The following is a 13,113-nucleotide window of genomic DNA, read 5'->3' as shown; positions in this document are numbered from 1 at the left end:
CCCCTCGAGATTCGACATTTTGTCTCGACATCATGCTAACGCCTTAATCACAAAAGAAAAGAGCCTCGGTTGCCGGCCATCATATTCGTTAGCTGACGCCGCAAAAATAAATGTCGAAAACGTGCTATAGATCACACCAGCATGCCGCTATCAGCTATAAATATTGGTGAGAGCAAAACACGACGATCGAAGAAATTAGTGGATATCGTTTTCCACTGGGGAAAATTTGTGTACCAAGTGTTGAGAGCCAAAAATTTCAGATCGTTAGTGACACTGTAATTTAAACCAGAGGGAATCCTATGTTGAAGAAAATTGTAACCGCTCTAGCTGTTTCGTCTATCGCTATGTCCGGGGGCGCAGCCCTTGCGGCAGGCAAATCCAAAGGACAAAAGGCGCAAGAACGCGGCGTTGCAGAAATTCCTGTTTGCTATAAAAAACTGGGCACAATCGCCATTGTCGAACCAGAACGGCGCTGGTGGGTGAGTTACAAACTCGGCTCCCCTGAAGCCCTTATCAAAACATTTGTCGCACGATCTGGCTGTTTTGGTCTCGTTGATCGTGGCCGGGGTCTGGCGAGTAGAGCAGTGGAACGTGCCCTTGCTGATTCTGGAGAATTGCAACGGGGCTCCAACGTGGGCAAGCGGCAAGTCAAGGCTGCCGACTATGTGATCATTCCTGATATTATCTCCGCCAATGCCAAATCCGGCGGCGGTGGCCTCGGTGGTGCGCTATTAGGCGGTCTGGGAAGACGCGCTTTTGGTGGCATTCTCGGTGGTGTGAAAGTCAACAAAAAAGAAGCCAATGTTACTCTGTCTCTAGTCAATGTTCGAACCACTGAAATGGAACGGATTACAGAAGGCTATTCCCGCAAATCTGATCTCAAATTCAGAGCCGGCGGCGGCGGTTTCTTCGGCGGTGCATTGGCAGGAGCGGCCGGCGGTGGATATACCGATACGCAAATTGGCCGTGTAATGGCTTTGGCCTATCTGGATGCCTACACAAAAATGGTGTCGCAACTGGGTGGATTACCGGAAGACCCTAGCGCTGCTGCGCCTCAAGCAGAATAGGCAAATATTTTGCATAGATGAATATATCCCCGATATGGCACCTTGCTCTATCGGGGATTTTTTTTGGGAGACATTAGGAATGAATAAAATTGCGATGGCCATGGCCGTAGCCGGTCTATTCAGCGCTTGCTCCGTCTCCGCAGAAAAACCCAAAAGCGATCATGCCGGTCCTAGCGGGACATTGTTGGTGGGGAATAAGGGCGAAGACAGTCTCAGCTTTATTGATCTGGCAAGCGGGCGGGAAGTTGCCCGCCGGGACACGGGGAAAAACCCGCACGAAGTTGCGATTTCTCCGGATGGACGGTTAGCTGCCGTCGTATCCTACGGCGCGGCCCATATTGATATTTTTGACATTGCCGCTCGGGAGAAAATTGAAACTATCAATCTCTCGCCAGGCAAAAGTCCCCACGGGATTATCTGGTTGGACGATGGCCGGATCATTGCTTCGACAGAAGGCAGCGATAGCATAACCGTTGTATCACCCCCATCCGGCGACAATCAGACCCGCGCGATCAGCCAAATCTCTACCGGACAAAAAGGCAGCCATATGGTTGCTGTATCTCCAGACAAAAAACGTGCCTATACCAGCAACATGCAATCCGGGACCGTCACTGTTCTTGATCTTGCAAATGAATCGAAAATTGCAGATCTGCCTGCAGGTACCGAACCGGAAGGTCTTGCGATAACTCCAGACGGAAAAACATTGTGGGTCGCCGATCGTCGCAGTGACGAGTTGCGGATATTTGACACGTCTAATCTCACCGAATTAGCGACCATCAAAACCGGAAAATTTCCGATCCGGGTCGCGATTAGTCCGGATGGGGAAACAGCTGTCACTTCTGATTTGGGTGATGGCGCTTTGAGTTTATTTGATGTTGAAAAGCGAGAACTTAAGAGCACGATCAAAGTCAGTGGATCACAGCAAGCGGGTCAGGTCACCATATTGTTTTCACGCGATGGCAAGCGCCTTTATGTCGCAGAGACAGGACTGAATAAAATTGCAGAAATTGATATGGTCAATGGCCATTTAATCGGCAGATTGGCGGGAGGCACCAATGGAGATGGATTGGGCATAGCCGAAGCCTTGACCACTGAGTAATCGGACCAAGATGGTTTGATGATAAAATTTTGACAGAGTTTTTCTAGGGTCGCTCTTAGGAAGATCGCAATGCAAAAACCCTTTAACCCTTTGCAGGCGCGCATGCTCAAAGCGTTGACGCAAGCCATGTTTCACGACACGCCAATGGCCATATCGCCAAACCAAGTTGTCGAAAATCTGCAAGAGCATTTTTCCAATATTGACGGCAATAAGCCCAAAGAAATCGGGCTAGCTCTCTATGGACTATTCTTGATTTTGGGCGGGCCCTTTTTCTTTCTGGCAACACCCAAATTGCGCCAAACCTTGATCCGTCGCCGATTACAGAACAGTCGGGTTGACTTGTTTCAGGATATAGCGCGTACCAAGGGTGTGATCCTCGCTGGTTATTACGGGCATTGGGAGCATGGGGATGAGGAAGAGAATTTTGATAATCCTATCTATCAACGTCTAAAATATCAGCTGCCTGGACAACGCGACCGTTCGGCTCCCGGCGAGCTTCCGGTAAAACGGGAAACTGGAAGAGATCTCAAGCCTGAGGTCTTTATTGGCCATGATGCGGTTCCACAATCGGTTGATGTTATTGTCATCGGTTCCGGCGCTGGCGGCGCAGTAGCTGCCGCCGCAGTTGCTGATGAGGGGCATGATGTGCTGATCCTTGAGGCTGGTCACAATTACCCCTCTTCCCGGATAACCCACGAAGAAGCGCGAATGACCGCACGCTTGTTTAAGGATGGCGCCTTGCAAACAACCAAAGATCGGGACGTGATTGTTTTTCAGGGCCGCGTCGTGGGCGGTTCTACCGTCATCAACAATGGTATTTGCTTGCGAATGAAACAGGATGGATTAGTCCATCCGCAAGCGGAAGATGTTTTTAAAACCTGGAAAGCTCTCGGCGCTCCGATTCCGGAAACTGAATTAAACGCAAGCTATGAAGTCGTTGAGACTGCGCTGGATGTTTCGGAAATATCTACCATTTCTGGTCGGCATAATGGACCGCACCTCATCGATGGCTGGAATAAATATGCTGCACAGTCCAATGATCCAATGGACAAACAAGCCATTTCCGCTTGGTTTCAGAAAAACTATGGCCCCAAAACTCCCGACAGCGAATGCGTCTATTGCGGTTATTGCAACACCGGATGTCCTTACGGACGCAAAAAGGCAATGCCAGAAAGCTTCTTATCGCATGCGACCAATGAGGACCGGGACAAGCCCGCACGCATATTAGATGGCGCTGAAGCGACGGAAATTCTTTGGGAAGAAAATAATGATGGCGAGCGTAAAGCGGTCGCAGTGAACATCTTGTTGCGCGACGGCAGAACGCGCACAATCAAGGCAGATAAAGGCGTGGTTGTTGCCGCTGGTGCGCTGGCATCCAGCAATCTGCTAAACAAGAGCGGTATTGAAAAAGCCGGAGATGGAATTTCGCTTAATATCGCTTGCCCGGTCGTAGCTCTTATGCCCGAAGGGCAAGATATGAACGTCTGGAATGAAGATCAGATGGCTACCTATGTCGATCGGGGCGATTATCTCATCGAAAGTCATTTTCAACCACCGATGAGCATGGCAACTTTGGTGCCGGGCTGGTTTGACGAACATTTCCGGCGCATGCTGAACTTTAACCGCTTGGTCTCCGCAGGAGTGTTGTTTCCGGCAGACCGGTTGGGAAAACTAGAAAAAGGCAAACTAAAGCTGGAAATTCGAGAAACCGAATTGGCATTGCTGCGGCGAGCGCTGGCAACGATGACCAAAGTCCACTTTCTCAATGGTGCAATTGAAGTTTACCCTGCTCTCCTCAAAGGGCAGACGTTGCGCCGAGGTATGACGGATGATCAAATCGATGCTTTTTACGAAGAAGCCATTGTTGAACCGGATGATGTCGTTCTATCCAGTTCTCATCCTCATGGTGGAAATGCGATAAATGTCGATCCGGACAAGGGCATTGTTGATGTTGATCAACGGGTACACGGCACCTCAAATGTCTTCGTAACCGATGCAAGCGTGATGCCCAGTTGTATTCGCGTCAATGCGCAACTCACGACAATGGCCATGGCGCATCGGGCAATGGCAGGCAAAAAACGGTTTGGTTGATTTTGTGTCTTGGTAAAAAACTACTACGGCATCCAAGAAATTAACTGCCAATGAAACGAGACGCCGACGTTTATCGGCGCCTCGCTCTTATCGGTTAGCCTCCAAAGGGCACCGAACTATGGTGGAGATTGATTTTCAATTCACCATCGTCACCGCGTACATAGCCAAAGCTATATTCAACTTTGGTTTCATTGCCGTCTGTATCGGTGAAAAAATAATTGCCCATCGCCATCGCGCTGTCGCTGTCAACTATAGTGCCTTCATTTTCCCAACGCACTGCGGTCCATGGTTTAATAGCAAAACCTTTGTCTTCTGAACCTTCTGTACCAACAAAATAGCTCATGGCTCCGTCAAATGTTCCGCGGAACTGTTTTTCAGCCGCCAATGTTGGTTTAAAAAGAACTGTTGCACCATCGCCATAAGCATAAAACTTCTTGATATGCTCGTCTGCTGCAGCCCGGAAATCTTCTTCTTCCGAGAACGCCTTACCAATGGTGACAATACCTTCGCCCCATGCCGTTTGCGCAGCCGTTACTTCCTCAGCAGTTATCGGAGCCGCTGCGTTCGAACTTCCTCCAACAGCGTCAGTTGAAGCCGTTTCAGAAGAACAGGCAGCTAGAGAAAGTGGCGCCGTTGCAAGAAATATAGCAGATTTTTTCATGATAGTTTCCTTATTCAATTTCGCGCTGGATGCAGTAACGCTATAACTAAAACCCCGCAAGTTGATCCAGCAAGAATACTATTTCTAGTTTTTTCTGAAATGGGTGTGGCGGGGAAATTTCATTTTGCACTCCATTTCGTACACAAGATATCCTTAGCTTGTGTACGCTGGATATCAACACCTTCGAAGTTAAGAGCAAATATAAAACTTCCAGTGATTTTGATAGAAATCATCAATGATAATTCTGTTTCTATGCCTGATCATTTAGATCCAAGGCACATTCTTTTCGGCGGGTTAGGACGGTTCTGCGGATCGTTACTTTACTTAATTGATCAATCGTCTAATCGAAACGCCAAGAGATTATTGGAGACCTTATAATGCGTGCCGAAGCCCAGGCGCATGTCGACCGGATCAGTGCAGCGCTCGATCTTTTGAAAACCTCCCTAAACTGGGATGTGGCTCTGCGCCGGCTCGATGAGCTCAATGCGCGGGTTGAAGATCCAACCCTTTGGGATGACCAAAATGCTGCCCAAGCGGTGATGACTGAACGCCGGCGCCTGGAAGAATCCATTACCGCGGCCAAAGAGATTAAACAGGAAATGGATGATGCGCTCGAATTTATCGAGATGGCAGAAGAAGAAGAAGACACCGAACTGGCTGATGAAGGCGTTGAGACACTATGCAAATTAGCGGATCGGGCGGATCGCGACAAGGTTCAAGCCCTGCTTTCGGGAGAAGCCGACAATCTGGATACCTATCTGGAAATTCACGCCGGCGCCGGCGGCACAGAAAGCCAAGACTGGGCGGAAATGCTATTGCGCATGTATCAACGCTGGGCCGAGGCCCGCGGCTACAAAGTGGCAATGGTTGACTATCAGGCCGGGGATCAAGCCGGGATCAAATCAGCGACTTTAGAGATTAAAGGCGAAAATGCCTATGGTTTTTCTAAGACCGAAAGCGGTGTCCATCGATTGGTCCGCATTTCTCCATTTGATAGCGCTGCCAAACGGCATACCAGCTTTTCCAGCGTCTGGGTCTATCCGATTATCGACGATAGTTTCGAAGTGGAAATTAACGAAGGTGATTTGAAAATTGACACCTACCGCGCCTCAGGATCGGGCGGCCAGCATGTCAACACAACCGATAGCGCCGTGCGCATCACGCACCAGCCAACCGGTATAGTTGTGGCCTCTCAAAATGATCGCAGTCAGCATAAGAATCGCGCCACGGCCATGGGAATGCTGAAAGCCCGTCTCTATGAAGCCGAGTTACAACGGCGTGAAGCCGAAGCCAGCGGTGAATATCAAGCCAAGACAGAAATTGGCTGGGGTCACCAAATTCGGTCCTATGTCCTGCAACCTTATCAAATGGTCAAAGATCTTAGAACAGGAGTTACCAGCAGTTCACCCTCTGATGTCCTTGATGGTGCTCTCGATCCCTTTATTGCCGCGGCTTTGTCGCAGCGGGTGACCGGTGAAACCGTCGATGTCGAGGATGTTGACTAGGCGTCCAAAAAGCAGTGCCAAAGCACGAAACAAATATCCATTGTTAAAATGTATATCCGATTCCGAGCGCCAGAAACAACTGATCAGCATCTCCTCTAATCGAGGTCACCGGCGATTGTTTGGCATCTTCCAATAGCCGAGAATAGCTGCCAATTATCGACAGGCCCCATCCTCCATTTGTGATATCTCCATCGAGATCTAATCCGGTGAACATTGTCAAACCGACATTTTTCCAACCGCTATCCGCGGCAAAACTGGGAAGACCACTAGCCGCCGAACCCGTTGGATCTATTGAAAAATAATAGTCAGCATAGTCATCATCAACATATTCAGCGGTTATCGCCATGCTGACGGCCACGCTCCGGCTGAGCGGAGAAAAATAGGTCAGGCTGGGTGCGACAACCATCCCATTATGCGCTCCGGCAACATCCCAGCGCAGATCCACTTCGGCTGTTAGGGAATCAAACGGATGAAGCACACGATTAACCTGCAATCCTGCGACCGCGCCCAACTCAATGGCGACATCCAATTCGCCAAGACGCTGGACAACATCATCTTTGATGGAATTATTGCGGTCAAAACGCGCCCGAACAACCGGACCCAAAACATAATCAATCTTTGCACCAGATTGATCAGTAATGAAATCTGCAGCAAATCCGGGTCCGCGTGGCTGCACATCAATGCCAGCAACACTGCCAATAATCACCGGCAACGGAGAGATGGTATAATTATCAGAACCGTCATAGCTGGGTCCAATTGCAGCCCCGATGCCAAGAGTGACATAATCGCCGTCAAAGACAGTCTCGCCGATGGGCGGCCCTTGCTGCTGAGCATGACAGAGCGTTGACATGCCAGCCAGCAGTGCCGCAATCCCGATCTTTCTGAATGATTTTGCCAAGGGGGAACAATATCTCATCATCAGGATAATCGGACTTCCTTCGCACCAAATTCTCAACCCAAATCCGCGATGGTCACAAAATATATTTCATCTTCACCGCATAATTGGCATCTTCAGATCCAATGGTAAATTGCGCTGACTTAAATTTGGGTGGTCCCATCCCGATTTTGGGATTTCTTGAAAACCCAAAACCTTCGCGCGGCAGAAACAGTCTTAAGTCCATTTTTCCATTGGCATTTTCATCATGTATCAACGCCACCGCGTAAGTTCCCGGTGTCACATTCTGAATTTTAATATTGCCCGCATCGGACGCGGCAACCTTAATCTTCCGAGCAGACTTGTCTTTTCGGCAATCGGGAAAATATTTCGGATTGCTGCTCAAACACACCAGCACATCGCCTTTTTGAGAGCGCAGGTTAGAAATAGCAATATCGATCGTCGCGGTTATCGCCGGTGCAGCCACAGATTGATTAGCGCCCGCTCCGCTGAGCGGGATGGTCATCAAAACTGCCAAGCCCGAGATCAGTGCCGCAGACTTTATCCCAGAACCGAAAATATAACCCATAATTCCCCCTATACGCACTATGATGTCTCTCGTGATGTGATGCTGTTATCAAACTCTTCCCTAACGGGCCGTGAACCAGCCAACGCGGAAACAGCTCCCACCCCATGTGATTTGTCACACCCATTATGGTCATGACAAGTAAAACTAGTGCTAAGATACTGACATGGATGGGTATGATGAAAACGAGCAAAGGAATAACAAACGCTCCACTGAGCGCTTCTATGGGATGGAAACTCATCGCCGCCCAAGCCGTCGGTGGGCGACTTTCGTGGTGAACGGCATGCGCCCATTCAAACCACCCGCGGCGATGGAACAAACGATGGGTCCAGTAAAACCAGCTGTCGTGTAGGATCAAGTATAGCAGCAAGGACACGGGTAAATACCACAAAGACCATGCATCCAATTGCATGTAAATTTCCGTCCAACCCGCATTTTGCCAACCCCAAGCGACAATACCAGCAGGAACACCATATATCGCCGCCGAGTAAAGCGACCACCGAATTTCTCGCGATATCTGAGGCTTTAAGCGATCATATTGTCCGGGCTTCACCCGCTGTGTCAGCCATGCGAAAAAGCCACTGGTCAAAATATAACGCCCGCCAACAATCACAGTCATCACAAGCGCTGATACGATAATGGCAACGAACATATTCATGACCTTTTGCTATGCTGCAAAGCGGCGTGGAGCAAGACAAAAGCCAAATAATTCACTACCTGCTATGAGACAGGCTTCCCCCCAACCTTGGCATCGGCTACGGCTCGATCATGGCGCAATCAGCTTCGCAATCAAATCAGTTTGACCTGGCCATCGCTGGCGGTGGATTGGCGGGCGGGCTTATCGCATTGGCAGTCAACAAATTAAGGCCCGAATGGAAGATCGCGCTGATCGAAGCTGGAGAAAATTTTGGCGGCAATCATATTTGGTCTTTTTTCGAGACGGATGTCGAAGATGCCAATCGCTGGCTGCTCGACCCGCTCATTTCAAGAAAATGGGACCAATATGACGTCCGGTTCCCACAATATAATCGCTGTCTCAACAACGCTTATTACTCAATAATGTCCGAAAATCTCGATCGTGCATTGCAAGAGAAACTTCCACAATCTGCTGTACAATTGAATCAGAATATCCAGTCTATCACAGATGGCATTGTTCACTTGGAAAATGCCAATGAAATTGCCGCCAAGACTATTTTGGATGTTCGTGGTGGCGGTGATTTTTCTGCCTTGGAATTTGGTTGGCAAAAATTCTGCGGTCAGGTTTTACGGCTCCAAAGCCCACATGGGCTAACCAATCCGATCATCATGGATGCAACAGTGGATCAAATTGACGGATATCGCTTTGTCTACTGCTTGCCATTTAGCGACACAGAGATTTTCGTCGAAGACACCTATTATTCCAATTCCGAAGCAATGGATACGCGCGCGGTGCGAGATCGTATCGCAGAATATGCCGCTAGCCAAGGATGGGTCACCGACAATATTATGCGCGAAGAATGCGGAAAGCTTCCGGTTTTATATGGTGGAGATTTCGAAAAATTTTGGGATGACAATGATGGGCCGGATGCGCGCGCGGGCGCGCGTGCTGCCTTGATACAACCAATTACAAGCTATTCTTTGCCAATGGCTGTAGAAACCGCAATTCTCATCGCGAATCTGCCCGAATTGAACCAAGAAAACCTCAATCAATTGCTTAGGAATTTTGCCACAAATCACTGGAAAAGCGGTAAATTTTATCGTATGCTCAGTGCGTTCATGTTTAAGGGAGCTGACCCCGCGCTGCGCTATCGTACGCTTCAGCATACTTATGCCAAGGACGAAGAGCTGCTGGCCCGTTTTTACGCTGGAAAGTCGACCAAAAAAGACCAGCTTAAACTGCTAACCGGAAAGCCCCCAATTTCAATTTGGCGGGCTTTGCCGCTCTTGTTAAACTATAAGTGAACCGAAATCTGCGATGAACGAAATAACCAACAGTCAAACCCAACTTTTTAAAACAGCCGCCGTTATAGGCTCTGGATTTGGCGGGCTTGCGCTGGCCATTAGATTGCAATCTGCCGGAATCCAAACGACGATATTGGAAAGTCGCGACAAACCAGGTGGGCGCGCTTATTATTGGGACAAAGAAGGCTTTATCTTTGACGGTGGGCCGACGGTTATTACTGATCCGGATTGCTTGAGCCAGCTCTGGGACTTGACCGGTCACGATATGGCGCAAGATATTGAACTTATGCCGGTTTCACCATTTTATCGGCTCAATTGGCCGGATGGCACCAATTTTGATTATGTCAACGATCCGGAAGAATTATATGCTGAGATTGCCAAAATAGAGCCTGATGATGTGGAGGGCTATAAACGTTTTCTGGAATATAGCGGCAGCCTCTATGAAGAAGGTTATGTCAAACTGGGCACGAAAGCATTTCTCGATTTCAAATCCATGATAAGTGCAGCGCCAGCGCTCATGAAATTTCAAGCCTATCGGTCAGTCTACGCCAAGGTTTCGACTTTTGTTAAAAACGAAAAGTTGCGCGAATTTCTGTCTTTTCAATCTTTGTTGGTCGGCGGCAACCCGATGTCCACCAGCGCGATTTACGGGCTGATTCACAAGCTTGAACGCTTAGGCGGTGTATGGTTCGCCAAGGGCGGAACCAACATGCTTATCGCCGCCATGGTCAAACATTTTGAACGAATTGGCGGAACCATAAGACTGGCGGATCCTGTCACCAAAATTGACACAGTGGGAGATCGCGCATCGGGTATTACTTGCCGATCCGGTTGGAGTGAAAATTTCGATGCCGTGGCTTCCAATGCAGACGTCATGCACAGTTACAGAGATTTATTAGGTCACAAACATCGCAGCAACAAAGTCACCGCCGCGTTGAAGAAAAAGAAATATTCCCCTTCCCTTTTTGTGGTTCATTTTGGCTTAAAGGGTACGTGGCCGGGCATACCACACCATATGATCCTGTTCGGGCCACGCTATAAAGGCTTGCTGGAAGATATATATGATAATGGTGTCTTGCCCCGTGATTTTTCGCTTTATCTCCATCACCCAACGGTCACAGATCCGGAAATGGCGCCTGAGGGTCATAGTACATTTTACGTACTCGCCCCGGTCCCGCATCAAGGCAAATTACCTATCGACTGGGCCGAGATGGGACCAAAATATGAGAAACGAATTTTGGATGAAATCGGGCATCGCCTCATTCCTGATATTCACGAACGGATTGTGACCAGTTTCCACTATACCCCTCAAGATTTCGGAACGGACCTCAATGCACATTTGGGAAGCGCTTTTAGCCTAGAACCGTTGCTCACACAAAGCGCATGGTTCCGTGTCCACAATCGCGACGACGTCATCGAAAATCTCTATTTTGTCGGTGCCGGAACGCATCCCGGCGCAGGTATACCTGGTGTGGTCGGTAGTGCAAAAGCCACTGCCGAGCTTATGCTTGAGGACATATTGCAAGACACATAATGAATCGCTCTCATCTCGTTCTTCAAGCAAAAATCAGTATTGACCGCGGCTCAAAATCATTTGCCTTGGCTTCTAAACTGTTCCGCAAACATATTCGTGAACGCGTATGGATGCTTTACGCCTGGTGCCGACAATGTGACGATTTAGCCGATGGACAGGATCACGGTCATGGCATGTCCGCAGTTCAGGACCCCAAACGCACGATAGCCGCCATGCGCATGCTCACGACCCGAGCAATCGGGGGTGAAAAAACCGGCAAACCGGCGTTTGACGCACTGGGCATCGTTGCACAAGAATGCCAATTGCCCAAATATTTGGCCAGTGATGTCATTGATGGCTTTGCGCTGGATGCCGATGAATGGCAGCCAGACAGCGAAGAAGATCTCTTCCAATATTGCTACCATGTTGCTGGTGCGGTCGGATGCATGATGGCGATCATCATGGGCATTCCTACAGGCGATGATGAAACACTGGATCGGGCCTGCGATTTGGGTCTCGCGTTTCAATTGTCGAATATCGCGCGGGATATCACCGAAGATGCAGAGGCGGGGCGATGCTATATCCCCCGGCAATGGCTCGCGGAAATGCGGATCGATCCAGATAATATTATGGATGCAGCGCGCCGTCCGGCTTTAATTGAGCTTGTCGATCGATTGTGCACCCTATCGGAAAGCTATGAAGCGTCCGCCCGTATCGGAGCCGCCCGGCTTCCGTTTCGATCACGTTGGGCCGTGCTGGCAGCCGCAGGAATATATGGTGATATCGCCCGCATGGTGAAAACCAGCGCCGGCCAATCATTGGAAAAGCGCGTAGTCACTAGCAAGTCTTCGAAAATTCATTGGGTAACTAAAGGATTTGGACAAGCTATATTCAAACCGAGACATAAAGAACGCACGGGACTTTGGTCCCGGACAAGGCATCAGATCTAGGTCTGCCCTTCATTTTCCGAAAGAAATTTGGCCACTCGCGCCACGGCATCTTCATGGATTGCTTCGGAGGTGCATAATATACCAAAGGCCTGACCATGCGTCCCATTATATCGTAACTTTCCTCCATGGGCATCGGTCACTCTTGCTCCAGCCTCTTCGGCGATGACATGTGCGGCCGCGATATCCCATTCGCTACCCCATCGCGTTGAAACCACTAGATCGGCACGATCATCCGCAACCATCGCCAATCGCAACGCGATGCTATTCGGCTTGAACACCGCAGTGAGATCGATATGATCAGGCAGCTCTTCAACCGGCAATCGCGCGCCGGCATATTGTGCGCACTGGCTTGCCTTCAAGGCTTTGCCGTTCACCTCGGTATGGCTACCCGCTTTGGCAGTCCACAGTTCGTCCATAGCCGGTGCGTTGAGCACACCGAAAATGGGTGCCCCATTTTGAACGAGCGCAATAGAGACGCACCATCCTGGCTTGCCTTTGACAAAATCTTTTGTGCCATCAATGGGATCGACCACCCAGGCCATATCGCGGCCGGATAGGGATTTGTCCTGAGCCGTTTCCTCAGACAACCAGCCGGCATCCGGTAACATCCGTTCCAAGCGTTCGCGTAAGAAATTATTCACCGCGATATCGGCTTCACTAACAATTTGCCCGGGAGATTTTTCCCATGTTTTTTCAGCGTTTTTACCGACCTGCCATTGTTGCATGGCAAGATCGCCCGCTTCTTGGGCGACAGTGACGATTTGATCAAAGTCCAACAAGATTTACTACTCCTTGAGCCTCAGCACGGCGCCCAGTTCATGGGACA

General features: G+C 49.5%; 12 protein-coding genes. 7 read left to right on the top strand and 5 right to left on the bottom strand.

The genetic code is table 11. From position 1 onward, the window contains the following. The first annotated feature begins 299 nt into the window (after positions 1–299). The 3 genes from ABJU74_RS00365 (at position 300) to ABJU74_RS00355 (ending at position 4,257) form a co-directional block, all read left to right on the top strand. Positions 300–1,067 (top strand): CsgG/HfaB family protein, encoded by a 768-nt coding sequence (locus ABJU74_RS00365; RefSeq protein ID WP_348385577.1) that lies wholly within the window; start codon positions 300–302, stop codon positions 1,065–1,067. Between the two features lie 79 nt (positions 1,068–1,146). Next, complete coding sequence (locus tag ABJU74_RS00360) at positions 1,147–2,166, top strand: beta-propeller fold lactonase family protein (RefSeq protein ID WP_348385576.1); 1,020 nt, start codon at positions 1,147–1,149, stop codon at positions 2,164–2,166. 69 nt (positions 2,167–2,235) lie between these two features. Further along, entirely contained in the window at positions 2,236–4,257 is a 2,022-nt protein-coding gene (locus ABJU74_RS00355) for a GMC family oxidoreductase (RefSeq protein ID WP_348385575.1), read from the top strand. Between the two features lie 94 nt (positions 4,258–4,351). Here the strand turns inward: ABJU74_RS00355 and ABJU74_RS00350 are convergent, their stop codons facing one another. Continuing rightward, positions 4,352–4,918 carry a phosphoribosyl-AMP cyclohydrolase gene (locus tag ABJU74_RS00350; RefSeq protein ID WP_348385574.1) on the bottom strand — a complete coding sequence of 189 codons (567 nt, stop codon included), beginning with the start codon at positions 4,916–4,918 and terminating at the stop codon, positions 4,352–4,354. 377 nt (positions 4,919–5,295) lie between these two features. Here ABJU74_RS00350 and prfB point away from each other — a divergent pair, with 377 nt between their 5' ends. Next, positions 5,296–6,423, top strand: a complete 1,128-nt coding sequence (gene prfB / locus ABJU74_RS00345; protein WP_348385573.1) for a peptide chain release factor 2 — start codon at positions 5,296–5,298, stop codon at positions 6,421–6,423. Positions 6,424–6,466: 43 nt separating this feature from the next. Here the strand turns inward: prfB and ABJU74_RS00340 are convergent, their stop codons facing one another. The 3 genes from ABJU74_RS00340 to ABJU74_RS00330 are packed head-to-tail and all read right to left on the bottom strand — an operon-like array spanning position 6,467 to position 8,541. Further along, on the bottom strand, positions 6,467–7,342 hold the full coding sequence (locus ABJU74_RS00340; protein ID WP_348422583.1) for a MipA/OmpV family protein: 876 nt from the start codon (positions 7,340–7,342) through the stop codon (positions 6,467–6,469). A 52-nt stretch (positions 7,343–7,394) separates the two neighbouring features. Beyond that, the gene (locus tag ABJU74_RS00335) at positions 7,395–7,823 is read right to left on the bottom strand and encodes a DUF2141 domain-containing protein (protein ID WP_348385571.1); all 429 of its coding nucleotides are present in this window, start codon (positions 7,821–7,823) and stop codon (positions 7,395–7,397) included. Next, complete coding sequence (locus tag ABJU74_RS00330; protein ID WP_348385570.1) at positions 7,792–8,541, bottom strand: sterol desaturase family protein; 750 nt, start codon at positions 8,539–8,541, stop codon at positions 7,792–7,794. The genes ABJU74_RS00335 and ABJU74_RS00330 overlap by 32 nt, the downstream gene beginning before the upstream one ends. 110 nt (positions 8,542–8,651) lie before the next feature. Between ABJU74_RS00330 and crtY the strand changes: the two genes are divergently transcribed. Genes crtY through ABJU74_RS00315 form a run of 3 tightly spaced genes read left to right on the top strand, consistent with a single transcriptional unit; the run spans position 8,652 to position 12,287 of the window. Then, positions 8,652–9,824 (top strand): lycopene beta-cyclase CrtY, encoded by a 1,173-nt coding sequence (crtY, locus tag ABJU74_RS00325; RefSeq protein WP_348385569.1) that lies wholly within the window; start codon positions 8,652–8,654, stop codon positions 9,822–9,824. Positions 9,825–9,837: 13 nt separating this feature from the next. Then, positions 9,838–11,358, top strand: a complete 1,521-nt coding sequence (locus ABJU74_RS00320) for a phytoene desaturase (RefSeq protein WP_348385568.1) — start codon at positions 9,838–9,840, stop codon at positions 11,356–11,358. Continuing rightward, positions 11,358–12,287 carry a phytoene/squalene synthase family protein gene (locus ABJU74_RS00315; RefSeq protein WP_348385567.1) on the top strand — a complete coding sequence of 310 codons (930 nt, stop codon included), beginning with the start codon at positions 11,358–11,360 and terminating at the stop codon, positions 12,285–12,287. Before ABJU74_RS00320 ends, ABJU74_RS00315 begins: the two co-directional genes overlap by 1 nt. Here the strand turns inward: ABJU74_RS00315 and ABJU74_RS00310 are convergent. Further along, positions 12,284–13,066, bottom strand: coding sequence for a 3'(2'),5'-bisphosphate nucleotidase CysQ (locus ABJU74_RS00310; RefSeq protein WP_348385566.1), 783 nt, complete (start codon positions 13,064–13,066; stop codon positions 12,284–12,286). The two genes, ABJU74_RS00315 and ABJU74_RS00310, sit on opposite strands and share 4 nt — an antisense overlap. Between the last annotated feature and the right edge of the window lie 47 nt (positions 13,067–13,113).

This window comes from Parasphingorhabdus sp. (assembly GCF_039982415.1).
Classification (GTDB): domain Bacteria; phylum Pseudomonadota; class Alphaproteobacteria; order Sphingomonadales; family Sphingomonadaceae; genus Parasphingorhabdus.
This window is presented reverse-complemented; position numbering and strand designations above follow the sequence as displayed.

Coding starts and splice junctions, on each gene's coding strand:
- ABJU74_RS00365 (WP_348385577.1), top strand. CDS start 300: ATGTTGAAGAAAATTGTAACCGCTCTAGCTGTTTCGTCTATCGCTATG.
- ABJU74_RS00360 (WP_348385576.1), top strand. CDS start 1,147: ATGAATAAAATTGCGATGGCCATGGCCGTAGCCGGTCTATTCAGCGCT.
- ABJU74_RS00350 (WP_348385574.1), bottom strand. CDS start 4,918: ATGAAAAAATCTGCTATATTTCTTGCAACGGCGCCACTTTCTCTAGCT.
- ABJU74_RS00355 (WP_348385575.1), top strand. CDS start 2,236: ATGCAAAAACCCTTTAACCCTTTGCAGGCGCGCATGCTCAAAGCGTTG.
- ABJU74_RS00335 (WP_348385571.1), bottom strand. CDS start 7,823: ATGACCATCCCGCTCAGCGGAGCGGGCGCTAATCAATCTGTGGCTGCA.
- prfB (WP_348385573.1), top strand. CDS start 5,296: ATGCGTGCCGAAGCCCAGGCGCATGTCGACCGGATCAGTGCAGCGCTC.
- ABJU74_RS00315 (WP_348385567.1), top strand. CDS start 11,358: ATGAATCGCTCTCATCTCGTTCTTCAAGCAAAAATCAGTATTGACCGC.
- ABJU74_RS00320 (WP_348385568.1), top strand. CDS start 9,838: ATGAACGAAATAACCAACAGTCAAACCCAACTTTTTAAAACAGCCGCC.
- ABJU74_RS00340 (WP_348422583.1), bottom strand. CDS start 7,342: ATGATGAGATATTGTTCCCCCTTGGCAAAATCATTCAGAAAGATCGGG.
- ABJU74_RS00330 (WP_348385570.1), bottom strand. CDS start 8,541: ATGAATATGTTCGTTGCCATTATCGTATCAGCGCTTGTGATGACTGTG.
- crtY (WP_348385569.1), top strand. CDS start 8,652: ATGGCGCAATCAGCTTCGCAATCAAATCAGTTTGACCTGGCCATCGCT.